This is a genomic window from Streptomyces sp. NPDC030165, from assembly GCF_055573595.1.
The window spans coordinates 91,352-115,907 of sequence record NZ_JBVIBD010000024.1 but is presented as its reverse complement, the minus strand read 5'-3'; the positions used below and the strand labels follow the sequence as shown (position 1 = coordinate 115,907).

At 72.0% G+C, this 24,556-nt stretch carries 19 protein-coding genes; 14 read left to right on the top strand and 5 right to left on the bottom strand.

Annotated features, from left to right (window positions below; genetic code table 11):
* Positions 1–29 precede the first annotated feature (29 nt).
* The 4 genes from fomD to ACZ4Z1_RS34425 all read left to right on the top strand — a co-directional run bounded on the left by fomD (position 30) and on the right by ACZ4Z1_RS34425 (position 5,575).
* Positions 30–749 carry a cytidylyl-2-hydroxypropylphosphonate hydrolase gene (gene fomD, locus ACZ4Z1_RS34440; RefSeq protein ID WP_468490594.1) on the top strand — a complete coding sequence of 240 codons (720 nt, stop codon included), beginning with the start codon at positions 30–32 and terminating at the stop codon, positions 747–749.
* A gap of 298 nt (positions 750–1,047) precedes the next feature.
* Positions 1,048–1,731 (top strand): class I SAM-dependent DNA methyltransferase, encoded by a 684-nt coding sequence (locus tag ACZ4Z1_RS34435; protein WP_468490593.1) that lies wholly within the window; start codon positions 1,048–1,050, stop codon positions 1,729–1,731.
* A gap of 47 nt (positions 1,732–1,778) precedes the next feature.
* Positions 1,779–3,938, top strand: a complete 2,160-nt coding sequence (locus tag ACZ4Z1_RS34430; RefSeq protein WP_468490592.1) for a SpoIIE family protein phosphatase — start codon at positions 1,779–1,781, stop codon at positions 3,936–3,938.
* A gap of 173 nt (positions 3,939–4,111) precedes the next feature.
* Positions 4,112–5,575, top strand: coding sequence for a catalase (locus ACZ4Z1_RS34425; protein WP_468490591.1), 1,464 nt, complete (start codon positions 4,112–4,114; stop codon positions 5,573–5,575).
* A gap of 83 nt (positions 5,576–5,658) precedes the next feature.
* Here ACZ4Z1_RS34425 and ACZ4Z1_RS34420 read toward each other — a convergent pair whose 3' ends face one another.
* Entirely contained in the window at positions 5,659–7,902 is a 2,244-nt protein-coding gene (locus tag ACZ4Z1_RS34420) for a transglycosylase domain-containing protein (RefSeq protein WP_468490590.1), read from the bottom strand.
* Positions 7,903–8,139: 237 nt separating this feature from the next.
* On the opposite strand from ACZ4Z1_RS34420, the gene ACZ4Z1_RS34415 reads away from it, so the two are divergent.
* From ACZ4Z1_RS34415 to ACZ4Z1_RS34385, 7 genes are all read left to right on the top strand, one after another.
* Positions 8,140–9,117, top strand: a complete 978-nt coding sequence (locus ACZ4Z1_RS34415; RefSeq protein ID WP_468490589.1) for an SPFH domain-containing protein — start codon at positions 8,140–8,142, stop codon at positions 9,115–9,117.
* Complete coding sequence (locus ACZ4Z1_RS34410) at positions 9,114–9,437, top strand: type II toxin-antitoxin system antitoxin (protein WP_468490588.1); 324 nt, start codon at positions 9,114–9,116, stop codon at positions 9,435–9,437. Before ACZ4Z1_RS34415 ends, ACZ4Z1_RS34410 begins: the two co-directional genes overlap by 4 nt.
* Positions 9,438–9,654: 217 nt before the next feature.
* Positions 9,655–10,341 (top strand): ABC transporter ATP-binding protein, encoded by a 687-nt coding sequence (locus ACZ4Z1_RS34405; protein WP_468490587.1) that lies wholly within the window; start codon positions 9,655–9,657, stop codon positions 10,339–10,341.
* Positions 10,338–12,755, top strand: a complete 2,418-nt coding sequence (locus ACZ4Z1_RS34400; RefSeq protein WP_468490586.1) for an ABC transporter permease — start codon at positions 10,338–10,340, stop codon at positions 12,753–12,755. The genes ACZ4Z1_RS34405 and ACZ4Z1_RS34400 overlap by 4 nt, the downstream gene beginning before the upstream one ends.
* Before the next feature lie 108 nt (positions 12,756–12,863).
* The gene (locus ACZ4Z1_RS34395) at positions 12,864–13,388 is read left to right on the top strand and encodes a PadR family transcriptional regulator (RefSeq protein ID WP_468490585.1); all 525 of its coding nucleotides are present in this window, start codon (positions 12,864–12,866) and stop codon (positions 13,386–13,388) included.
* Complete coding sequence (locus tag ACZ4Z1_RS34390; RefSeq protein ID WP_468490584.1) at positions 13,385–14,074, top strand: ABC transporter ATP-binding protein; 690 nt, start codon at positions 13,385–13,387, stop codon at positions 14,072–14,074. Before ACZ4Z1_RS34395 ends, ACZ4Z1_RS34390 begins: the two co-directional genes overlap by 4 nt.
* A 64-nt stretch (positions 14,075–14,138) precedes the next feature.
* A complete protein-coding gene (locus tag ACZ4Z1_RS34385; RefSeq protein WP_468490583.1) occupies positions 14,139–16,586 on the top strand; it encodes an ABC transporter permease in 2,448 nt (815 codons plus the stop codon).
* Positions 16,587–16,672: 86 nt separating this feature from the next.
* On the opposite strand, the gene ACZ4Z1_RS34380 is transcribed toward ACZ4Z1_RS34385, so the two are convergent.
* A complete protein-coding gene (locus ACZ4Z1_RS34380) occupies positions 16,673–17,629 on the bottom strand; it encodes a LysR substrate-binding domain-containing protein (protein WP_468490582.1) in 957 nt (318 codons plus the stop codon).
* A gap of 596 nt (positions 17,630–18,225) precedes the next feature.
* Positions 18,226–18,573, bottom strand: coding sequence for a histone-like nucleoid-structuring protein Lsr2 (locus ACZ4Z1_RS34375; protein ID WP_468490581.1), 348 nt, complete (start codon positions 18,571–18,573; stop codon positions 18,226–18,228).
* Positions 18,574–18,942: 369 nt separating this feature from the next.
* Between ACZ4Z1_RS34375 and ACZ4Z1_RS34370 the strand changes: the two genes are divergently transcribed.
* The 3 genes from ACZ4Z1_RS34370 to ACZ4Z1_RS34360 all read left to right on the top strand — a co-directional run bounded on the left by ACZ4Z1_RS34370 (position 18,943) and on the right by ACZ4Z1_RS34360 (position 21,871).
* Positions 18,943–19,497, top strand: coding sequence for a peroxiredoxin (locus ACZ4Z1_RS34370; protein WP_360127556.1), 555 nt, complete (start codon positions 18,943–18,945; stop codon positions 19,495–19,497).
* A 32-nt stretch (positions 19,498–19,529) separates the two neighbouring features.
* Complete coding sequence (locus ACZ4Z1_RS34365) at positions 19,530–20,063, top strand: alkyl hydroperoxide reductase (RefSeq protein ID WP_468490580.1); 534 nt, start codon at positions 19,530–19,532, stop codon at positions 20,061–20,063.
* A gap of 89 nt (positions 20,064–20,152) precedes the next feature.
* A complete protein-coding gene (locus ACZ4Z1_RS34360) occupies positions 20,153–21,871 on the top strand; it encodes an alpha/beta hydrolase (protein ID WP_468490579.1) in 1,719 nt (572 codons plus the stop codon).
* 25 nt (positions 21,872–21,896) lie between these two features.
* Here ACZ4Z1_RS34360 and ACZ4Z1_RS34355 read toward each other — a convergent pair whose 3' ends face one another.
* Together ACZ4Z1_RS34355 and ACZ4Z1_RS34350 are read right to left on the bottom strand one after the other, a co-directional pair.
* The gene (locus ACZ4Z1_RS34355) at positions 21,897–23,402 is read right to left on the bottom strand and encodes an AI-2E family transporter (protein WP_468490578.1); all 1,506 of its coding nucleotides are present in this window, start codon (positions 23,400–23,402) and stop codon (positions 21,897–21,899) included.
* Between the two features lie 151 nt (positions 23,403–23,553).
* Positions 23,554–24,255 carry an aggregation-promoting factor C-terminal-like domain-containing protein gene (locus ACZ4Z1_RS34350; RefSeq protein WP_468490577.1) on the bottom strand — a complete coding sequence of 234 codons (702 nt, stop codon included), beginning with the start codon at positions 24,253–24,255 and terminating at the stop codon, positions 23,554–23,556.
* Positions 24,256–24,556: the final 301 nt, after the last annotated feature.

Sequence of the window (24,556 nt, the reverse complement as noted above, 5' to 3'; positions counted from 1 at the left end):
GGACACCGGTGCCCCTCTAGGATCTGCTCATGACAGCGGACATGGTGGAGACGAGGAAGGGCGCCGCCGGGGCGAAGGGCACGCGGGCCGCAGCGGACGGACCGGGGCGCTGGGCGCCCGGGGACCAGATCCTGTGGCGCTACCGCGACAACGCCGGCGACGGCATCCACATCTGCCGTCCGATGACTGTCGTACAGGACACCGCCGAGCTGCTCGCGGTGTGGATGGCCCCCGGCACGCCCTGCGTCAAGCCGGTGCTGGCCGACGGGACGCCCGTCCACCGCGAGCCGCTCGCCAGCCGCTACACCAAGCCGCGGCGCACCACCCGCGACCAGTGGTTCGGCACCGGGGTGCTGAAGCTGGCCCGGCCGCACGACCCCTGGTCGGTGTGGCTGTTCTGGGAGCCCGGCTGGCACTTCAAGAACTGGTACGTGAACCTGGAGGAGCCGCGTCGCCGCTGGGCGGGCGGCGTCGACTCCCAGGACCACTTCCTGGACATCTGCGTGTACCCGGACCGGCAGTGGGAGTGGCGCGACGAGGACGAGTTCGCGCAGGCGCAGCGGGACGGGCTGATGCCGCCCGCGCTGGCGGCGGACGTACGCGCGGCGGGCCGCGCGGCGGTCGAGCACATCGCCGCGTGGGGGGTGCCGTTCGGGTCCGGCTGGGAGGACTGGCGGCCCGACCCGGCGTGGGAGGTGCCGGGGCTGCCGGAGGACTGGGACCGGGCCGTGCCCGGCGCGCGGGAGTGACCGGGCGCCGGAGGCGTCCGCGGGCGTCCGCTTCGTCCGTACGGCTCCGCTTCCTCCGTACGGCGCCGGCGCCGGCGGACGGACCGGTCGCACGGGGGCGGCTCCGGGCGCACCGGTGAACAGGAAAGGGCGCGGCGTGGCGTGCGAGTGAGCCCCCTTGATGCGCCCCTGGGGATCAACCGTAGGATCGTCCTCCACAAGACTGCACAGGCGTAACTCAAGACTGCACGGAACTGCACGGACGTGGCTCCCGAGGCGGGGCCCCGAACTTGACCGCGGTCGCAGGAGAGGCGAGGTCGTGAGCGCTGAAGGCTACGACGGATATGAGGGCCTGAACGGGTTAGTCCTGGACCGGGCGGGACAGGCGGAGGCGTTCGACGCGATCGGTGACCGCTACGACGAGGCCTTCCCGCACAAGGACGGTCAGCTCGCGGCCGGTGCCCGGCTGGCGGCCGCGCTGCCCGCCGGGTCACGGGTGCTGGACATCGGCTGCGGCACGGGTGTGCCGACGGCCCGTCAGCTGGCCGACGCGGGACACACGGTCGTCGGTGTGGACCTCTCCTCCTCCATGGTCGCGCTGGCCCGGGACCACGTCCCGGGGGCCGAGTTCCACCAGCTGGACGTCTCCGACCTGCGCGACGACCGGCTCGGCGGCCCGAACTCGTTCGACGGGGCCGTCGCCTTCTTCTCGCTGCTGATGCTGCCCCGCGCGGAGATCCCGTACACCCTGCGCATGCTGCACGGCCTGCTGCGGCCCGGCGGACTGCTGGCCCTGTCGATGGTCGAGGCCGACCTGGACCACTGCCCGATTCCGTTCCTGGGCAGCACGATCCGGGTATCGGGTTACCTGCGGGACGACTTGCGCCAGGTCGTGCACGACGCGGGCTTCGAAGTCACCGGGGAGGACTCGTATGCGTATGCCCCGGCCAGTACGGACACCCCACCCGAGATCCAGCTCTTCCTGCACCTGCGACGCGCTTGAGACGCGGCGCGCCACGCGCGCAGCCCCGGACGGATGGAATCCCACGCGTGACGGAGCACCCGACCTCCCACGAACCGCGGCAGGCCGCCCCGCCTGCCGCGTCCTCGGCGACCCCGGACCGGGGCCTGCCCGAGCCGGCGCCGTGCGCCGCGGCCGCCGATCCCCGCGGTCTTCCGGGGCAGTCCACGGCCGGCGGGCCGGCCGAGGTGGCTGACATGTCCGCCGCAGCACCGCGCGGTGACGATTCTGCTGCGTGCGCCGCGGACGGCGGCCGTGCGGACACTGGGGCCGGCCGGCCCCGGCCGCGCCCCGAGCAGACCCCCGGCGTCCCACCGCCCGCCGCACCGCACGGCGTGCCGGTGGAGACCGGAGCGCGCGGTGAAGCGGCCGGACGCGCCCCCGAGCAGGCCGGCGCCCCGGACGCGCCGCCCGCCCGCTCCGCGCACCCCGCGCAGCCCGCCGAGAGCGCCGAACTGCTGGCGGCGCGTCAGGCGGGCGGCGACCGGCTGCGGTTCATCGGCGCGGCGACCCGGCGGATCGCCCGCGGCATAGACCTCGACGAGATCGTGCTGGGGCTGTGCCGGGCGACGGTACCGACGTTCGCCGACGCCATCCTGGTCTACCTGCGCGACCCTCTGCCGGTGGGCGACGAGCGCCCGACCGGCCCGGTGGTGCTGCGGCTGCGCCGTACCGACCGGATTCCCGAGGAGCCGGACACCAACGGCGGGCGGCTGCCGATGCTGCCCGCGCAGCCGGACCTGAGCCCGGCGATGGGCGGCAGCGCGGCGGAGCTGTCCGAGGTGCTGCCGGGCGGGCCGCTGGCAGAGGTGCTGCGGGGCGTACGGCCGCTGTTCGGCGAGGTGCAGGCGGCGCGTGCAGCGCTGCCGGAGCTGCTCGGCCCGCTCACCCACCTGCCCGCCGGGCACCGGGTGATCCTGGCGCCACTGCGCGGCCGCCGCCGGGTGATCGGCGCGGCGGTGTTCCTGCGCCGTCCGGACCGCCCGGCCTTCGAGGCGGACGACCTGCTGGTGGCGGCGCAGCTGGCGACGCACACGGCGCTGGGCGTCGACAAGGCGGTGCTGTACGGACGCGAGGCGTACATCGCCGACGCGCTCCAGCGCACGATGCTGCCGGACTCGCTGCCGCAGCCCACCGGTGTCCGGCTGGCCAGCCGCTATCTGCCGGCCGCCGAGACGGCGCGGGTGGGCGGCGACTGGTACGACGCGATCCCCCTGCCCGGCAGCCGGGTGGCGCTGGTCGTCGGGGACGTGATGGGCCACTCCATGACCTCCGCGGCGATCATGGGCCAGCTGCGTACCACCGCGCAGACCCTCGCCGGGCTGGACCTGCCGCCGCAGGAGGTGCTGCACCACCTCGACGAGCAGGCGCAGCGGCTCGGTTCGGACCGGATGGCGACCTGCCTGTACGCGGTCTACGACCCGGTCGCGCACCGCATCATGGTCGCCAACGCCGGGCACCCGCCGCCCGTGATGCTGCACCGCGGCGGGCGCGCGGAGGTGCTGCGGGTGCCGCCGGGCGCGCCGATCGGCGTCGGCGGGGTGGACTTCGAGGCGGTCGAGCTGGACGCGCCCGCGGGCGCCACGCTCGTGCTGTACACGGACGGCCTGGTGGAGTCCCGGATCCGCGACGTGTGGACCGGCATCGAGCAGCTGCGCGAACGGCTGACCGAGACGGCCCGGCTGACCGGGCCCAATCCGCCGCCGCTGGAGCCCCTGTGCGACGAGGTGCTGGACATGCTCGGCCCGGGGGACCGGGACGACGACATCGCGCTGCTCGCGGCCCGCTTCGACGGGATCGCGCCGAGCGACGTCGCGTACTGGTACCTGGACCCGAAGGCGCAGACGGCCGGGCAGGCGCGCCGTCTGGCCCGCAGGGCGCTGTCCCGGTGGGGCCTGGAGGAGCTGACCGACCAGCTGGAGCTGCTGGTCAGCGAGGTGGTGACGAACGCGGTGCGGTACGCGGAGCGGCCGATCACGCTGCGGCTGCTGCGGACGGACGTGCTGCGCTGCGAGGTCGGTGACGACGTGCCGCAGCTGCCCCGGCTGCGCCAGGCCCGGCCGTCCGACGAGGGCGGGCGCGGTCTGTACCTGGTCAACCGGATGGCCCGGCGCTGGGGCGCGACGCGGCTGAGCACGGGCAAGGTGGTGTGGTTCGAGCTGTCCATGCCGTTCGGGGGCGCCCCGTAGGCAGCGGCCCGAGCGCGTCGTCGTACGCGGCCGCCGGGGCGCCACGGGGCGGGCCGGCGGCCGGACTTCGTCTCGAACCGGACGGCGTCCAACGGTTGCCGACACCGCGTCGGCGGAGTTGACTTCTCCGGTGGACAGGGACTGACGACCCCACCACCGGGAGGCGCTCCGCCATGACCAGCTCCGCGCACGACGTCCCGCGTACGACGACCAACGCCGGCGTCCCGGTCGAGAGCGACGAGTACTCGCTCTCGGTGGGTTCCGACGGCCCGCTGCTGCTCCAGGACCACTACCTCATCGAGAAGATGGCCCAGTTCAACCGCGAACGGGTGCCCGAGCGGGTGGTGCACGCCAAGGGCAGCGGCGCGTACGGGTTCTTCGAAGTGACCAACGACGTCAGCCAGTTCACCAAGGCGGACCTCTTCCAGCCGGGCCGTCGCACCGAGATGCTGGCCCGCTTCTCGACGGTCGCGGGCGAGCAGGGCTCGCCGGACACCTGGCGCGACCCGCGCGGCTTCGCGCTGAAGTTCTACACCGAGTACGGCAACTACGACCTGGTCGGCAACAACACGCCCGTCTTCTTCGTGCGGGACCCGAGCAAGTTCCAGGACTTCATCCGCTCGCAGAAGCGCCGCCCGGACAGCGGGGTGCGCGACCACGACATGCAGTGGGACTTCTGGACGCTGTCGCCCGAGTCGGCGCACATGGTCACCTGGCTGATGGGCGACCGCGGCATCCCGAAGACGTACCGGAACATGAACGGCTACGGCTCGCACACGTACATGTGGGTCAACGGCGGCGGCGAGCGGTTCTGGATCAAGTACCACATCAAGACCGACCAGGGCATCGACTTCCTCACCCAGGAGGAGGCCGACCGGCTCGCGGGCGAGGACGGCGACCTGCACCGCCGCGACCTGTACGAGTCGATCGCGGCCGGTGACGCGCCCTCGTGGACCATGTACGTCCAGGTGATGCCGTTCGACGACGCGCCGGACTACCGCTTCAACCCGTTCGACCTGACCAAGGTGTGGCCGCACGGCGACTACCCGCTGATCGAGGTCGGCCGGATGACGCTGGACCGCAACCCGCAGGACTTCTTCGTCCACATCGAACAGGCCGCATTCGAGCCGTCCAACATGGTGCCGGGCATCGGCCCGTCGCCGGACAAGATGCTGCTGGGCCGGCTGTTCTCCTACCCGGACACCCACCGCTACCGCATCGGCCCGAACTACGCGCAGTTGCCGCCCAACCGCCCGCACTCGGTGGTCACCTCGTACGCGAAGGACGGACCGATGCGCTACGAGCCGTCCCGTGCGGCGGCGGTGTACGCGCCGAACTCGTACGGCGGTCCGGCGGCCGACACGCAGAGCTTCGGCGACCCGGCGGGCTGGCACGCGGCGGGCGAGATGGTGCGCGAGGCGTACAAGCTGCGCCGCGATGACGACGACTGGGGCCAGGCGGGCACCCAGGTACGCCAGGTGCTGGACGACGCGGCGCGCGGGCGGCTGGTCGACAACGTGGCCGGGCACCTGTCGAAGGGCGTGAGCCGGCCGGTGCTGCTGCGCGCCCTGCAGTACTGGCGCAACGTGGACAAGGCGCTCGGCGACCGGATCGCCGCGCGGTTCAACGGCGGCTGAGCCGCGCCCCGGGCTCCGTGCGAAAGGGCCGTGGCCCCCGCCCGAAGGCGGGGGCCACGGCCCTGCGGTGTGCCGGCCGTCCGTCAGCCGAGGTCGTCGAATCCGCCCGGGCCGCCGTCGTTCCCATTGCCGCCGCTGCCGGTCGACGGGGAGGCCGGAGGCGACTCCGGGGGCGTCGAGGGCGTCCGCGACGGCGTGTGCGACGGCGTGCGGGACGGCGTTTGCGACGGGGTGTGCGACGGCGTCTGGGACGGTGTCTGCGACGGGGTCTGCGACGGCGTCTGGGACGGGGTGTGCGAGGGGGTGTTGCTCGGCGGCGGGGTGTTGGTCGGGGCCACCCCGGCGCCGAGGTCCGTCTCCAGGTCGAACTTGGCCCCGGTGTCGTCGCCGATCGCCGCGGCGGTGTAGGCGGCCCAGACCTCGGCCGGGTAGCCGCCGCCGTTGACGCGGCCGCCGCCGCCGGTGCCCTTGAGCGAGACCTGCTTGCCGCCCTTGGCCTCCTCGCCGAACATGCCGACCGCGGTGACCAGCTTCGGCGTGTAGCCGACGAACCACGCCGACTTGTTGTCGTCGGAGGTGCCGGTCTTGCCGGCCGCCTGGTAGTCGGTGCCGCCGATCGCGTTCTTGGCCGTACCGTCGTTGACCACGCCGCGCAGCACGGAGGTGACGGTGTCGGCGGTCTCGCGGGTCAGTACCTGGGAGCCGATGGGGTCGGGCAGCTCGGTCTCCTGCGTGCCGTGCTGCGCCTTGACGACCAGTGCCGGGTCGACCTTCTTGCCGTGGTTGTCGAGCGTGGCGTAGGCGGCGGCCATCTGGAGCGGGCTGGCGCCCATGCTGCCGAGGGTCATGGCGGGCTGGACGTCCATCCGGCTGCCGTCCATGCCGAGGCCGACCGCGGTCTTCTTGACCTCGTCCAGGCCCACGTCCGCGCCCATCTGCGCGAAGACGGAGTTGACGGAGTTGTTGGTCGCCTGCTGGACACTGATCCGGCCGTAGCTGACCTCGTCCTCGTTCGGCGGCGCGAACGGCTTGACGCTGTTGGTCACCGGGCGGCGGTTGCGGCCGTCGTAGACCGTGTCGGGGGTGATGGGCACCCCGGACTGGGTCTTGGCGTGGTTCTCCAGGGCCGAGGCGAGGATGAGCGGCTTGAACGTGGAGGCGGGCTGGAAGTCGGCCCGTGTGGCGTTGTTCGTGTAGTGCTTGGTGTAGCCCGCGCCGCCGTACATCGCCAGGACGTGGCCGGTCTTGGGGTCGACCGAGACGGCGCCGAGCTGGGCGTCCCGGTCGGCCTTGCGGCGTTCCGGCGCGAGCTTGGAGGTCAGCCTGCGCTGGACGGCCTTCTCCAGCTCCTGCTGCTTCTTCTTGTCGATGCCCAGGGTGATGGTCCAGCCGCCCGCGGCCAGTTCCTTCTCGTCGACGCCCTTGCGGATGAGTTCGTCGTTGGCGGCGTTGACGAAGTAGCCGATCTGGCCGGCCACGCCGGGCAGCGGCTTGGGCTTGACGGGCTGCTGGAAGGCCTGCTTCTGCCGGTCAGCGGCGCTCAGCCACTTCATCTCGACCATGTTGTCGAGGGTGTAGGCCCAGCGCTCCTGCACCCGCTTCTTGCCGGCGGGGGAGGCGATGGCCCAGTCGTACTGGCTGGGGGCCTGGAGCAGGGAGGCCAGGTACGCGCCCTGGCTGACGGTCAGCTTGTCGACGTCCACGCCGTAGTACGCCTGGGCGGCGGCCTGGATGCCGTACGCTCCGCGGCCGTAGTAGCTGGTGTTCATGTACCCGGCGAGGATGTCGTCCTTGCTGAGTTTGTTGTCCACCTTGAGGGAGATGACGATCTCCTGGAGCTTGCGGCTGACCGTCTGCTCCTGGCTCAGGTAGTAGTTCTTGACGTACTGCTGGGTGATGGTGGAGCCGCCCTGCTTGCCCTGGCCCTTGAGGGTGTTGAGGATGCCGCGCAGGGTGCCCTTCAGGTCGACGCCGGAGTCCTGGTAGAAGGTCTTGTTCTCGGCCGCGACGAAGGCGCGCTGGACATGCTTGGGAATCTGTTCGATCTTGACGGTCTCGCGGTTGAGCAGGCCCTTGCGGGCCATGATCGTGCCGTCGGCGTACTTGTAGACGTTGCTCTGGGTCGTGGCCTGGTCGTTGCCCTCGTCGGGGACGTCCACGTACAGGTACAGCCCGATGAAGCCGAGGATGCCCAGCAGGCACACGCCGAGGAAGGCTCCGAGGAGCTTCTTCCAGGTGAAGAACCGGCGTATGCCGCCCTTCTTGCCCTTCGGCTTCGCCCGGCGTTTACGTCCCTGCGCCGCTCGCCTCGCGTCCGCTCGCCCCATCGCTCCCGCAACTCCAGTCGTTCCGCCCCCAATAACTCAGCTCACGAAGCTAACACCGCATCTGTCAACAAATACTCATCGATCAAGGCTTTTGCCGACGTGACAAAGAGCACCCGGACTGGGGGAACCGTCCCGTGATGATGCCGTACCGACCTGAGAGGCTTCTTAAAGTGATATCACTTTGCTAGTCTCACGACAGCACAGCACGGGGTACGTCACGAAGAACGGGGAGAAGACATGTCCGACCAGACACCGGCCGGCGGCAACGACGGAACGGGCGGCGGCGCGCAGCTCGCGGCCGACGCCCCGCATATGCCGCGCCCGCAGGTCCGCGAGACGGTGGCGCACAGCATCCCGGGCGGCCTGGGCCTGCTGCTCACCGTCCTGGGCGCGTTCGCGGGACTGGCCCTGATCATCGTCGGCGGCGTCACCGGCTCGCACGGCGACAACGCGGTGGGCGTGCCGCTGGTCGTCGTCGGCGTCCTGCTGCTGGTGGGCTCGCTGTTCTGCATGACGGGCGTGAAGATGGTCGCCCCGGGGGAGGCCCGGGTCATCCAGCTCTTCGGCCGCTACGTCGGCACCATCCGCGAGGACGGCCTGCGCTGGATCAACCCGCTGACCACCGCCCGCAGGATCTCCACCCGCGTCCGCAACCACGAGACCGCGGTCCTGAAGGTCAACGACGCGTACGGCAACCCGATCGAGCTGGCCTCCATCGTCGTGTGGCAGGTCGAGGACACCGCGCAGGCACTGTTCGAGGTCGACGACTTCCTGGAGTTCGTCGCCACCCAGACCGAGGCGGCGGTGCGGCACATCGCGATCGAGTACCCGTACGACGCGCATGACGAGGACGCGCTGTCGCTGCGCGGCAACGCCGAGGAGATCACCGAGAAGCTGGCCGTCGAGCTGACCGCCCGGGTGCAGGCCGCGGGCGTACGGATCATCGAATCCCGCTTCAGCCACCTCGCGTACGCTCCGGAGATCGCCTCGGCGATGCTCCAGCGGCAGCAGGCCGGCGCGGTCGTGGCGGCCCGCCAGCAGATCGTCGAGGGCGCGGTCGGCATGGTCGAGATGGCGCTGGCCCGCATCAGCGAGCAGGACATCGTGGAACTGGACGAGGAGCGGAAGGCGGCCATGGTCAGCAACCTGATGGTGGTGCTGTGCGGCGACCGGGCCGCGCAGCCCGTACTGAACACCGGCTCCCTGTACCAGTGAGTGAGGGCGGCTCCCACGACGCGTCCGGGGCCGCCGGCCCCGGGGGCGGCGAGCAGGACCCGAAGCGGCGGGCGCAGCGGCGCAAGCAGATGCTGCTGCGGCTCGATCCGCTGGTGCACGACGCGCTGGCCCGCTGGGCCGACGACGAGCTGCGCAGTGCCAACGCCCAGGTGGAGTTCCTGCTGCGCAAGGCGCTGGCGGACGCGGGGCGGCTGCCGAAGGGCGCGGGCGGGCTGCCCCGCAGGGGGCGGCCGCCGAAGGCCGCCGCGCCGGAGCCGGAGGGCGGCGGGGAGCCGGAGGCGCCCGGTCAGGGCGTGTGAGGACGAGGGATGCCGGAGGTCCGGCCCGTGCGCGGGCCGGACCTCCGGCTGTTGTCGGAGTGCGTATACACCATAGGTATACACGCAATGTAGAGTGACGTCGTGTCCTACCGGGCATGCTGCGGGCACCCTGCGCGGTACCCGCGGCAGGCCCCGCCGCGGAGCCCCCGGCCCCGCCGCCCGGACCGTCCCTGTCCGCACTTCCGGAGGCCCTCGTATGACCCCGGCCGGTTCTCTGCTCAAGGCCAGCGCCCTGCACAAGGCGTACGGCTCGACCCGCGCGCTCGACGGCGCCGAGTTCTCCATCCACCCCGGCGAGGTCGTCGCCGTCATGGGCCCCTCCGGCTCCGGCAAGTCGACCCTGCTGCACTGCCTCGCCGGGATCGTCCGCCCGGACTCCGGCAGCGTCCTGTACGGCTCGCGCGACCTGACGCAGATGAGCGACGCCCGGCGCAGCGCCCTGCGCCGCGCCGACTTCGGCTTCGTCTTCCAGTTCGGGCAGCTCGTCCCCGAACTGACCTGCCTGGAGAACGTGGCCCTCCCGCTGCGCCTGAACGGCGTCAAGCGCAAGGAAGCCGAGCAGCGCTCCCAGGAGTGGCTGGAGCGGCTGGAGGTCGGCCCGGTGGCGGCCAAGCGGCCCGGCGAGGTCTCCGGCGGCCAGGGCCAGCGCGTCGCGGTGGCCCGCGCGCTCGCCGCCCGCCCCCGCGTGATCTTCGCCGACGAACCCACCGGCGCCCTCGACTCCCTCAACGGCGAACGCGTGATGACCCTGCTCACGGACGCGGCCCGGGACACCAACGCCGCCGTCGTCCTCGTCACCCACGAGGCCCGGGTCGCCGCCTACTCCGACCGCGAGATCGTCGTACGCGACGGCAAGGCCCGGGAAATGGCGGGCACCGTATGACCGCCGTCGACCACCGCCCCGGCCCCACGGGCCACGACGAGAACCCGGCCAAGGCCCCGGCCGGCCTCGCCGTCTGGTTCCGCGACCTGGTCATGGGCATGCGCTTCGCCGTCGGCAGCGGCCGCGAGGGCTGGACCCGTACGGCGCTGACCGCCGTCGGCGTCGGCCTCGGCGTGGCCCTGCTGCTGGGCGCGTCCTCCGTACCAAGCCTGCTGGCCAACCGCTCCGAGCGGAGCAACGCGCGGAACATCGAGATCGGGGACCAGCAGGCGCCGCGCTCCGACAGCTCCTTCCTCTTCCACCGCGTGGGCTCGCAGTTCCGCGGCGACAGCGTGGACGGCGTCCTGCTGCGTCCGGAGGGCAGCCACCCCGCGCTGCCACCCGGCGTGGACAAGATGCCCGGACCGGGCGAGGCGGTCGTCTCCCCCTCCTTGAAGCAGCTCCTGGACTCCCCGGACGGCAAGCTGCTGCACGACCGGCTCCCGTACCGCGTGGTCGGCACCATCGGCGAAGCGGGACTGATCGGCCCCACCGAGCACTACTACTACGCGGGCAGCGACCAGCTCTCCCTGAAGGACAGCGGCACCAACCGCGCCTCCGCCTACGGATGGCAGATCCAGTCCCCCGGCATGGACCCCGTCCTGCTGGTCCTGATCCTGATCGGCTGCGTCGTCCTGCTCATGCCGGTCGCCATCTTCATCGCCACCGCCGTCCGCTTCGGCGGCGAGCGCCGCGACCGGCGGCTGGCCGCACTGCGCCTGGTCGGCGCCGACAACCACATGGCGCGCCGGATCGCCGCCGGTGAGGCCCTTCTCGGGTCACTGTTCGGGCTGGCCGTCGGCGCCGGGCTGTTCCTGTTCGGCCGGCAGTTCATCGGCACGCTCGACATCAGCAGCCTCAACGCCTTCCCCACCGACCTGTCGCCGGTCCCCGCCCTGGCCGTCCTGATCCTGCTGGCCGTACCGGCGTCGGCCGTCGTCGTCACGCTGTTCGCGCTGCGCGGCATCGCCATCGAGCCGCTGGGCGTCGTCCGCAGCGCGGTACCGCGCCGCCGGCGGCTGTGGTGGCGGCTGCCGATCCCGCTGGCCGGGCTGGCGATGCTGGCGGCTTTCGGCTCGATCGACGAGAAGAAGGGCACCGCCAACACGTACCTGATCGGCGCAGGCGCGGTCCTGACCCTGCTGGGTCTGACCATGCTGCTGCCCTGGCTGGTGGAGGCGGTCGTGGCGCGCTTCGAGGGCGGCCCGGTCCCCTGGCAGCTGGCCACCCGCCGGCTCCAGCTGAGCAGCAGCAGCGCGGCCCGCGCGGTCAGCGGCATCACGGTCGCGGTGGCCGGTGCCATCGCGTTGCAGATGCTGTTCACCGGCGTCGGCGACGACTACACCAAGCCCACCGGGCAGGACGCGTCGCGGGCGCAGCTCCAGGTGCTGCTGCCGGCCAGGGACGGCGCCGCCACGCAGAAGATGATCGACGCGTTCGAGGAGACCAAGGGCGTCAGCGGCGTCATCGCCACGGTCGGGTCGCGGGTCGTCTCCCCCGGTCCGGAGCGCGGCCAGGGCGGCTTTCCCCTGAGCACCTCGCTGACGGTCGGCAGCTGCGAGACGCTCCAGGAGATCTCCCGCCCCGGCCCGTGCAAGGACGGTGACGTCTTCCTGATCAACGGCAGCGGCCCCGACGCGTTCGTGGACGAGGACCTGCCCAAGGTCGTACGGCCCGGCGCCCAGGTGCTGCTGAACGACTTCGACGAGAACGGCAAGATCGTGGGCCGGCCCGGCCCGTGGACCCTGCCCCGTACGATCCGTCCCGTCACGGCCCGGCCCGACCCGGCCGGCGAGCAGGCCACCGGCCTGTTCGCCACCACGGGCGCGGTCGACGTCAAGAAGCTGGCCGGGCCCACCGCCAGGGCCTTGGTGCGGCTCGACCCGTCCGTCCCGGACGCCGCCGAGCACGCCCGCAACACCGCGGCCCGTATCGACGTGACGGCCAACGTCTTCCAGCTCATGGACACCAGCGACGACCGGCGCTTCGTCAGCGTGCGCAACGGCCTGCTGATCGCGTCCGTCGCGACCATGACGCTGATCGCCGCCAGCATGCTGGTCACCACCCTGGAGCAGCTGCGCGAACGCCGCCGCCTGCTGTCGGTCCTGGTGGCCTTCGGCACCCGGCGCGGCACCCTCGCCTGGTCCGTGCTGTGGCAGACCGCCGTCCCGATGGTCCTCGGCCTGACGCTCGCGGTGGCCGGTGGTCTCGGGCTCGGCCGGGTGCTGCTGGGCCTGGCGGACAAGAGCGGTGTCGCGTGGTCGGTGGTGTGGCCGCTGCCGCTGTTCGGCGCCGGTCTGATCCTGCTCGTGACGCTGCTCAGCATGCCGCCGCTGTGGCGCATGATGCGCGCGGACGGGCTGCGTACGGAGTGATCCGGCGCCGCCGGAGTCCCGAGGTCCGCGCGACGGACCCAGGGCTCCGGCGGTGCTATGCACAACGCGTATACACCACGGCTGTAGCGACGAAGTAAGGTGGTCGGCATGTCAATCGGTCATACGCTTCTGGGCCTCCTGGAGTCCGGCCCCCGCCATGGCTACGACCTGAAGCGGGCGTTCGACGAGCACTTCGGCCACGACCGCCCGCTGCACTACGGACAGGTCTACTCGACCATGTCCCGCCTGCTGAAGAACGGCCTCGTCGAGGTCGACGGCATCGAGGCGGGCGCCGGACCGGAGCGCAAGCGGTACGCCATCACGGACGCCGGCGTCACCGATGTCGCCCAGTGGCTGGCCCGGCCCGAGAAGCCCGAGCCGTACCTCCAGTCGACGCTCTACACGAAGGTGGTGCTGGCCCTGCTCACCGGACGGGACGCCGCCGAGCTGCTCGACACCCAGCGCACCGAGCACCTGCGCCTGATGCGCGGCCTGACCGAGCGCAAGCGCAAGGGCGACCTCGCCGACCAGCTCATCTGCGACCACGCGCTGTTCCACCTGGAGGCGGACCTGCGCTGGCTGGAGCTGACCGCCGCCCGCCTGGACAAGCTGGCCGCGGTGGTCCGCGCGTGACGCCCGAGGGTTCGCTGCTGGTCGCGAAGGCCCTGCACAAGTCGTACGGGCAGACGGCCGCGCTGGACGGGGTGGACTTCTCCATCCACCCCGGTGAAGTCGTCGCCGTCATGGGCCCCTCCGGCTCCGGCAAGTCGACCCTGCTGCACTGCCTGGCGGGCATCGTCCTGCCGGACTCCGGCACGGTCCGCTACGGCGACCACGAGGTGACGGGGATGAGCGACGCGCAGCGCAGCGCCCTGCGCCGGACGGACTTCGGCTTCGTCTTCCAGTTCGGGCAGCTCGTCCCCGAACTGACCTGCCTGGAGAACGTGGCCCTCCCGCTGCGCCTGAACGGCGTCAAGCGCAAGGAGGCCCAGCGGCACGCCCGCGAGTGGCTGGAGCACCTGGAGGTCGAGGACACCGAGACCAAGCGGCCCGGCGAAATCTCCGGCGGCCAGGGCCAGCGCGTCGCGGTGGCCCGCGCGCTCGCCGCCCGCCCCCGCGTGATCTTCGCCGACGAACCCACCGGCGCCCTCGACTCCCTCAACGGCGAACGCGTGATGACCCTGCTCACGGACGCGGCCCGGGACACCAACGCCGCCGTCGTCCTCGTCACCCACGAGGCCCGGGTCGCCGCCTACTCCGACCGCGAGATCGTCGTACGCGACGGCAAGGTGAAGGACATGCTGGCGGGCCTGCGGTGAACCCGCCCGACGACCGCACCGCGCCCGCTCCGGGCGGGACCGGCGCCACGGACGGTACCGCCGGATGACGCTGCTCGGCCCGCGTACCAAGGCCGGAACCGCAGGCCCCGGCGGGCGCGGCGCCCCGTCCGCCGCTCCAGGGGAACCGGTCGTACCCGGCTCGTCTCCCGCCGGCCCGGCCGTCTGGGCCCGCGACCTCGCCACCGGACTGCGCTTCGCCGCGGGCGGCGGCCGGGAGGGCTGGATCCGTACGGCGCTGACCGCCGTCGGCGTCGGTCTCGGCGTGGCCGTCCTGCTGCTGGGCGCGTCCGTGCCCTCCCTGATCGACTCCTGGCACGGCCGGGAGAAGGCCCGCGAGAACCTGGGTCAGGCGCACCCGCCGCGCCCCGCCGACGACACACTGCTGTACGCCCACGCCGACACCCGCTACCACCACCAGAACATCCGCGGCCGGCTCGTCAAACCCGACGGGACGCACCCGCCGAAACCGCCGGGAATCGCCGCGCTCCCGGGCCCGGGAACCATGCTGGTCTCCCCCGGCCTCAAGGAGCTGCTGGATTCGCCGGACGGCTCGGCGCTGCGCGACCGGCTCCCGTACCGCGTCGTGGGCACCATCGGCGACGCCGGCCTGCAAGGACCGGCCGAACTGACCTTCCTCGCGGGCAGCTCAGCGCTGACCGAACGGCTCGGTGCCGACCGTATCGACCACTTCGGGCTGGAGTTCGTCCAGCGTCCGATGCGGGCCCCCGCGGTGGTGCTGGTGATCATGACGTGTGTGGCGCTGCTGACGCCGGTCATGGTCTTCATCGGCACCTCCGTACGGTTCGGCAACGAACGCCGCGAACTCCGGCTCGCCGCACTGCGCCTGGTCGGCGCCGACATCCGCACGACCCGGCGGATCGCCGCCGGGGAGGCGCTGCTCGGATCGCTGGCGGGCCTGGTGCTGGGCGCCGGGTTCTTCCTCGGCGGGCGGCAGTTCGCCTCGGTGGTGACCCTGTGGGACATCAACGTCTTCCCGTCGGACATCGTCCCGGGCCCGCTGCTGGCCGCGCTGATCGCGGTGCTGGTGCCGTCCGCCGCCGTCCTGGTGACACTGTTCGCGCAGCGCGGTGTGACGGTCGAGCCGCTGGGGATCGTCCGCAGCCGGCCGCCCGTCCGGCGCCGGCTGTGGTGGCGGCCGCTGGTGCCGCTGGCCGGCGCCGGGCTGCTGGTGACCGTCTCACGGGACGTCGACCGGGTGGACAGCGCGCTGAACACCTCCCGGCTCGCCATCGGCGCGACCCTCCTGCTGCTCGGCGTCACGGCGCTGCTGCCGTGGCTGGTCGACGCGGTGGTACGACGCCTGCACGGCGGCCCGGTGCCCTGGCAGCTCGCCACCCGGCGGCTCCAGCTCAACAGCGGGGCGGCCACCCGCGCCGTCGCCGGGATCACCGTCGCGGTCGCCGGGGCCATCGCCGTCCACATGACGTTCACCGGGATGCAGGCCGGGTTCGCCGAGACCTACGCCCGCAACGGCCGCCCGGTGGTCGAGATGACCGGGGGCACGGAAGGCTGGGACCAGACCCGGCGCGCGCTCGCGGTGCTGCGCGGCACCGACGGCGTCAGCCGGGCGGGCGGCACGATCGAGTCCTCGGTGTCGGCCGCGGGCGACCGGGGCCGGGTGATGGAGGGCAGCGGCTTCCGCATGGCGGACGGCGTGTTCGTCACCGTCGGCGACTGCGCCGAGCTGGCCCGGCTGGCCGAAATCGGCCCGTGCCGGGACGGTGACGTCTTCCGCACCGACAACCTGGACAAGGACACCTTCGCGCGGCCGGGCGCCCTGCTGAACCTCGACCCGCCCGAAGGCACCGGCCCCACCCGCCCGCCGCAGCTGTGGACGCTGCCCGCCACGGCCCGGACCGTGCCCGCCAAGACCGGCGACGACGGCCTGCCCACCCACGGCATCCTGAGCACCCCGTCCGCGGTGGACGTGCACCGGATGCACCACCCCCTGATGCACCTGACGGTCCGCTACGACCCCGCCACCCCGGACGCGGTGGAGCACGTCCGTACGGCGGCGGCACGCGTCAACCCGTCGATGGCCGTGGTCTCACTGGCCGAGAACCGGCACGACGGCCAGTACGACAGCCTGCGCACCGGCCTGTTCCTCGGCGCGGTGGTCACCCTGCTGCTGATCGGCGCGGGACTGGTGATCTCCACCGTGGAGCAACTGCACGAGCACCGGCGGCTGCTGTCCGTACTGGACGCGTTCGGCACCCGGCGCGCCACGCTGGGCTGGTCGGTCCTGTGGCAGACCGCGATCCCCGTCGTCCTGGGCCTGGTGCTCGCCGTCGGGGGCGGGCTGGCGCTGGGCACACTGCTGCTGTGGATGATCAACAGCGCGGTGTTCGTGGACTGGCCGGTGGTGGCGGGCATGGCGGGCGCCGGGGCCGGGGTGATCCTGCTGGTGACGGTGGCCAGCCTGCCGCCACTGTGGCGGATGATGCGGCCGGACGGGCTGCGGTCGGAGTAGGCGGGCCGGGGCCGTCAAGGGCGCGTGTGCGCCAACCGGTCACGTACGGGTGCAGGAGAGCGTACGAGCGTGCCGTACGGCCGGGGTCACTCGACGATGCGTACCGGCAGGCCCCTCATCGCCTCGCGCAGCGCCGCCGCGAACTCCTCGAACTCGCCCTGCCGCGCCGCGCCCGCCCGCATGGCCAGCGCGATCCGCCGGGACGGCGCCGGGTCGGCGAAGTACCCGGTGGTCAGCTGGTCGTTGCGGGCCGTCTCGACCCGCAGCGCGGTACGCGGCAGCAGCGTGACGCCCAGGCCGCCCGCGACCAGCTGCACCAGGGTCGACAGCCCGGCCGCGCTGGTCGTCACCGGCGCGCCCTCGTCGCGGCCCGCCTCCCGGCAGATGTCCAGCGCCTGGTCGCGCAGGCAGTGCCCCTCGTCCAGCAGCAGCAGGTCCATGTCCTTGAGCGCCTCGCGCGGGATGTCACCGCGCCCGCCCAGCCAGTGGTCCTGCGGCGCGACCAGCACGAAGTCCTCGTCGAACAACGGGAGTTCGGCGACCGTCGGCGCGCCCAGCGGCACGGCGAGCAGCAGCAGGTCCAGCCGCCCCTGCTGGAGGCCGTCCAGCAGCGAGCCGGTCTGCTCCTCGTGGACCTGGAGCTCCAGGTCGGGGTAGGTGTCGTGCACCAGCCGCAGCACGGTCGGCAGCAGGTACGGCGCGACGGTCGGGATCACCCCGAGCCGCAGGACGCCGGTGAACGGCGCACGGGCCGCCTCCGCCTCCTCCATGAGGCCACCGACCGCTTCCAGGACCGTGCGGGCGCGGGCGGCGACCCGCTCCCCGGCGGGCGAGAGCAGCACCTTGCGTGTCGTACGCTCCAGGAGCTGCACCCCGAGGGCCTCCTCCAGGGCCGACACGGCGCCGGACAGCGCGGGCTGGCTCATGCCGATCTCCGCCGCCGCCTCCCGGAAGTGCAGGTGCTCGGCCACCGCGACAAAGGCCCGCAGCTGCGCCAGACTGGGCTGCCGCGGCCGGGCCCCGGGATTCGAGGGGGATGCCACCGATAGCCACCTCCGATCAGAGTGATCCAGTCTAATGGCGCGGGAGGCGCCTCCCGGGGGAGGACTTTCCGGGAAGGGCGGCGGTGAAGGCCGTGGTGTACGGCCGGCCGGACAATTGCCGCAGCGTGTTACCGACGGGTTTCGGCGCGGTGCCGGCCGGTACCTCCCGGCAGCCGCGCGCAGCACATTCCGCGGTCCGGGATTCACCTCATGCTTTTCTCGGCGATCACCCGAGGGGATTGCGAACCGGCCGCCCGGCCGGATTCTCCGGACTCGGCACCGTTTCCCTTCGCCGGGCACAGCACACGCCACATGGGCACCCCACCTCCGGCGCCGTACCGGATACGGCCCCGGCGGGTGCGGATACGTCCTGGCGGGATACGGGCCGGAGGGATTCGCACCGGCGGGATACGGGCCGTTCCGGCCGCCGTACCGCCGATTTCCCGACGGTCGCGGCCCACCGCAATTCGGACGGCGGCAGCCGACGCCGATTCTCCGGCACACCGGCTGCCACCAGCACCGTTCACCAGGCCACCGGCCTGGACCGGCCGAAATACGCCCGCCGTCACGACGTCTTCGGCCGGTGCGGACGAGACCTACTTGTTGGCGTTCTGGTACGCCTCACGGATATCGGCGGACACCCGGCCGCGCTCGTTCACCTCGTAGCCGTTCTCCTTGGCCCAGGCGCGGATCTTCGCGGTCTCACCCGAACCCGAGGCGGAGCCGCTCGCCTTGCGCGCCCCGGCGGCACCCGCCTTCACCCGCCCGGTACGGCGGCCGGCCTTCAGGAAGGGGCCGATCGCCTCCAGCAGCTTGTCGTAGCTGTCCGGGGCGAGGTCGACCTCGTATGCAATACCGTCGACCGCGAGGGAGTGCGTGGCGACCTCTGCGGATTCTTCTCCGGTGAGGTCATCCGTGTAAATAGTGACGATCTTCTGTGCCATGCGGGTGATTGTACGTCTCACGGCTCGCGATGGGACCAGTCTTGGTGAGGTGCGTGAACCGGGGAACATCGTTTCGGAGATAGCCGGTGGATTCCCCGGATTACCGCCCCTTTTCGACCGATCCGGCATTGTTGTGCACGGCCGTGCATACATCACGGCGGACCGGTTCCGCCAGAGGGACATATCACTTCCGCCCGGGACCCACCCGGGATCCACCCGCCAGCGCCTCGGCAACTGATAGCCAGCCCCGATCAACGAGGCATGATCTGGCTATTTCCCCGATCAATGCCCCCTGTGGCAGTGTAGGGAACCGTCCAACCCCTCGCGTAAGCGCCTGAATCAGGACTTACGGCACACGAAGGAGAGCCTGTGCTCACTGTCGGTGACAAGTTCCCCGAGTTCGATCTGACCGCCTGCGTGTCGCTGGAGAGCGGCAAGGAGTTCGAGCAGATCAACCACAAGACCTACGAAGGCAAGTGGAAGATCGTCTTCGCGTGGCCCAAGGACTTCACCTTCGTCTGCCCCACGGAGATCGCCGCCTTCGGCAAGCTGAACGACGAGTTCGCCGACCGCGACGCCCAGATCCTCGGCTTCTCCGGTGACTCCGAGTTCGTGCACCACGCCTGGCGCAAGGACCACCCGGACCTGACCGACCTGCCCTTCCCGATGCTGGCCGACTCCAAGCACGAGCTGATGCGCGCGCTCGGCATCGAGGGCGAGGACGGCTTCGCGCAGCGCGCCGTCTTCATCGTGGACCAGAACAACGAGATCCAGTTCACCATGGTGACCGCCGGTTCCGTCGGCCGTAACCCCAAGGAGGTCCTGCGGGTCCTCGACGCCCTGCAGACCGACGAGCTGTGCCCCTGCAACTGGAGCAAGGGCGACGAGACCCTCGACCCGGTCGCGCTGCTCTCGGGCGAGTGAACCGCGGCTAGCGAACCGGAAGGAGATCCGACATGGCTCTCGACGAACTGAAGTCCGCCGTCCCGGACTTCGCCAAGGACCTGAAGCTGAACCTCGGTTCGGTGATCGGCAACAGCGAGCTGCCCAAGCAGCAGCTGTGGGGCACCGTCCTGGCCTGCGCGATCGCCTCGCGCTCGCCGAAGGTGCTGCGTGAGCTGGAGCCGGAGGCCAAGGCCAACCTCTCCGACGAGGCGTACGCCGCGGCCAAGTCCGCCGCCGCCATCATGGCGATGAACAACGTGTTCTACCGGACCCGGCACCTGCTGTCGGACCCGGAGTACGGCACGATGCGCGCCGGCCTGCGGATGAACGTCATCGGCAACCCGGGCGTGGAGAAGGTCGACTTCGAGCTGTGGTCGCTGGCCGTCTCGGCCATCAACGGCTGCGGCATGTGCCTGGACTCGCACGAGCAGGTGCTGCGCAAGGCGGGCGTGGACCGCGAGACGATCCTTGAGGCCATCAAGATCGCTTCCGTCCTCCAGGCCGTCGGCGCCACCCTCGACGCCGAGGCCACCCTCGCCGAATAGGTGAACCGGGGGTGTCCGACGGGCGCCCGGCCGGTACGACAGAGCCCCGCGGACCACGTGTCCGCGGGGCTTTGCGCATAATGGGGCAAATGTCCGCGCCGCTGCACCTTCTCGTCCGGTGGATCAAGCGCCCGTACTGGGACGCCCCCGATCCCTCCTGGCTCGTCCGGCGCTGGCCCGACCTCACCGCCTGCTGCGCCGCGGCGCTCTTCTTCTGGCTCTCCCTCACCCCGTCGCTGCTCCCCCGCCCCTGGTACCTCCAGGGCCTGGTCGGCGGCATCACGGCCGCCATCGGCTACGCCGCCGGCGCCCTGGCGAGCAGCCTCTTCCGCGCCCTGTGCCGGTGCCGCCCCGCCGAACGCGCCCGCGCCCGCTGCTGGCTCGCCTTCCACGTCCTGGGCATCGCGCTGTCCACGGCGGCCGTCTCCTGGAGCGCCCACGCCCAGCGCCGCCTCCGCCGCCTCCAGGAGGTCGAGCCCTCCCTGGTCTGGCACACCCCGATGATCATCCTGATCGCGGTGGCGGTCTGCGCGCTGTTCGTGCTCCTCGCCCGCTGCGTACGCCTGGTCGCCCGCCGGCTCGCCCGGTTCTTCGGCCGCTGGGTGCCGCGCCCGGCCGCGTACGTGATCGCCGCGGCGCTGACCGCCCTGCTGGTCGCCATCGGCTCCAAGGACGTCCTGTACGAGCGCGGCTTCATCGACATCGTCGACCGGGTCTCCAAGGCCGCCAACCTGAGCACCGCCGACGGCATCACCCAGCCCGCCTCCGCGTACGTCTCCGGCGGCCCCACCTCCGTCGTCGACTGGGAGGAACTGGGCGCCGAAGGCCGCAACTTCATCGGCTCGGTGCCCCGCAAGCAGGACATCGCCGCGTTCACCGGCCGGCCCGCCAAGGACCCGGTACGCGTGTACGTCGGCGAGCAGGAGGGCGGCGACACGCACTTCCGGCGCACCGCCGACCTCGCCGTACAGGAACTGGAGCGCACCGGCGGCTTCGACCGCAAGGTGCTGGCGCTGCTGGGGACCACGGGCAGCGGCTGGGTGGACCCGCGGATGCCGGAGCCGCTGGAGTACATGTACGGCGGTGACTCCGCGATCGTCGCGACCCAGTACTCGTACCTGCCGTCGTGGATCTCCTTCCTCGTCGACAAGGAGAAGGCGGCACGGGACGCCCGCGCGGTGTTCGACGCGGTGTACGCCAAGTGGTCCGCGCTGCCCGCCGACGACCGCCCCAAGCTGGTGGTCGGCGGCGAGAGCCTGGGCACGTACGCGACGGAGGCGGGCTTCGACGGCCTGGACGACCTGCTCGGCAAGGTGGACGGCGCGCTGCTGGCCGGGCCGCCCAACGTCAGCCCCATCTGGAACGAGGTGACCGCCGGACGTGACCCCGGCAGCCCGGTGTGGCGCCCGGTCTACGACCACGGGCGGCACGTGCGCTTCGCGCAGTACCCGGAACGGGATCTCGCGCGCGCTGACGGCCCGTGGGAGCACCCCCGGGTGGTCTACCTACAGAATGCCTCGGACCCGGTGGTCTGGTGGTCCCCCGACCTGCTCTGGCACCGTCCCGCCTGGCTGGACCGGCCGCTCGGCCCGGACGTCACCGGGGAGATGCGTTTCTGGCCCGTCATCACCTTCTGGCAGACGACCGTCGACCTGGCGGTGTCCTTCGGCGCGCCGCCGCCGCACGGCCACCGGTACGGCACCGGCGCGGTGGACGGCTGGGCGGCGGTCGTTCCGCCGCCGGGCTGGACCGACCGGGACACGGCCCGGCTGCGGGCGTACGAGGGCGCGAAGGACGCACCGTACTGAACCGCTGCCCGGGCCCGGCATTCGGTCAGTCCTGCGGGTCGGTGCCCTTCGGCAGGTCGCTCCCCTTCGCCGGATCGCTCCCCTTCGGCGGGGTCGGCGCGACGTCCAGCGCCGTGGCGCCGTGCGGGGGCGGCGCCATCCTGAGGGCCTGTTCCGTGGAGTACGAGCGCAGATAGCCGACGACGGTGTTGGTGACCGCGACCAGCGGGACCGCGACCACCGCGCCGCCGATACCGGCGACCAGTCCGCCCGCGGCCACCGAGAGGATGACGGCGAGCGGGTGGACCCGTACCGCGCGGCCCAGGATGAAGGGCTGGAGGATGTGGCCCTCGATCTGCTGCACGGCCAGGACGACCGCGAGCACCATCAGCGCGGCGAAGACGCCCTGTGTCACCAGCGCGACCACGCACGCGAGCGCGCCGGAGACCACCGCGCCCACCAGCGGGATGAAGGCGAACAGGAAGATGAAGACGGCGAGCGGCACGGCGAGCGGCACGTCGAGGAAGTAGATGCCGATGCCGATGAAGATGGCGTCGATCAGGGCCACTATCACCGTCCCGCGCACGTAGGCGGTCAGCGTGCGCCAGGCGCGCGGCCCGGCGCCCGCGACGCCTTCGCGCGCCGCGCTCGGCACCAGCTTGAGCACCCAGTTCCAGATCCGCCGGCCGTCGTACAGCAGGAAGAGCGTGGTGAACATCGCCAGCAGGATGCCGGTGAGCACCTCCAGGACGACGGTGACGCCTTCCAGGCCGGCCGAGGTGATCGCCTCCGTGTTGGCGCCGACGGCGTCCTGGAGGTTCTTGGCGATGTTGTTGATCTGGTCCTCGGTGACGTGGAACGGGCTCTTGAGGAGCCAGCCCTTCAGCTCGGTGATGCCTTCCTGGATCCGGCTGGAGACCGAGTCGATGTTGTCTTGGACCTGCCAGACGACGAACCAGCCGACCAGGCCCATGATGACGAACCCGGCGATGAACGTCAGGGCCGTGGCGAGCCCCCGCGGCACGCCCCGGCGCTTGAGCCAGGCGACGGTCGGCTGGAGCAGCGCGGTGATCAGCAGCGCGGCGACGAACGCCAGCACGACGAGCTGGATGGAGGTGATGACCTTGGCCAGCACCCAGATCGCCGCGGCCAGGATCAGCAGCCGCCAGCTCGCCTCGGCGGCGACCCGCACCCCCCACGGCACCGCGGCCACCGGGTCGGGACGGGCCGCGACGGCGGGCGCGTACGTCGGCGGGGCCGGTACCGAGTCCGGCTGCCGGTGCGTGTCTTGCGATGCGCCCGGCGCGTCGGCCGGCCCACCGTCGGGCTGCACACCGGCGTACGTGTCGTCGTGGGGCGCCTGGGACCCGGGCGCGTGCCCGGCACTCCCCAGCTGTCGCGGGTGGCTCTCTTCCTCACCCAAGGAGTCCGACGGGCTCCCTTCAGGGGGGATCCCCATCGCCTCCGCGCGGCGCCGCTGGTCCTCCAGCCGCTGCGCGATCCGCGTCAGACCTGCGCCGAGGCCACCGACCCACTGCGGCAATCTGGACATGTCGCTTCCTCTTCCCCTCCCGCCCCCCGGTGCTGTCAGGACGACGTTACCGGTGCGGGACGCACAAAACCCCCGACGCCGTCGCGGCCGGGGGTTTCGCGTACGAAGCGGAGAGGCGGACCACTTTACGCGGTGGGCCGCCACGACCGTTCTAGTACCAGTGGTTGTTCTGCCAGAAGGACCAGGCACCGCACGGGCTGTTGTAGCGGCTGTTCATGTAGTTCAGCCCCCACTTGATCTGGGTGGCCGGGTTGGTCCGCCAGTCGGAGCCCGCGGAGGACATCTTGGTGCCGGGCAGTGCCTGGACGAGGCCGTAGGCGCCGGACGAGGCGTTGGTGGCGCGGTAGTTCCAGCCGGACTCGTGGTCCACGATGTTGCTGAAGCACTGGAACTGGTCGGCCGGCAGCATCTGCCGGGCGATGGCCTGCGTCTCGGCGATCGAGTACGACGCCTTGGCGGTGAAGGTGGACGCGTCGCGCGCGGCGGAGCGGGAGGCTTCCTTCTCCTTCTCGCGCTCCTTGGCGTCCTGCTCGGCCTTCGCCTTCTTCTCGGCGGCGTCCTTCTTGGCCTGCGCGTCCTGGGCGGCGGCCTTGCGGGCCGACTCCTGCGCGGACTTCAGCGCGGCGGCGTCCGCCTGGGTGGACGCTTCGTCCGCCTGCTGCGTAAGGGAGGCCGTCTGCACCTGGGCCTGCAGGCCCGCGGGGACGTCGGCGATCGTCGCGTCGGCCGCGGCGGCTTCGGTGTGGGCGACCGAGCCCTGCTCCTGGCCTGACGCGACACCGACAACGGCGCCGACGGTGGTGACCGCGGTGGCGGAGGCCACGGCGAATCCCCGGACCGAAATCCGGCTCACACGCTTTCCTTCCAGCATCGTCCGCATAGGTGACCTCGCGGACGCAATCGTGCCCCTGGCGCTGGCCTCCCCTTGTTCCGCCCCCGGTCGAGCGGAGGGGACGGCTGGTCACGGGAGGCGCTGGCCCGGTACGTCCCCCTCGGGGTCCGCGTGGTGCTCGGGCGGCATACGGCGACGCTATGCAGTTCTGGGGTTCCGCACCGCTGGGGGTGCTGGTGTGCCGTATGCGGGGCCTGACAGGACCCAGACTCTGCCCGAACCGGACGCGCGGAATCAATTCATCGTTGCGTGTGAAAGCTCA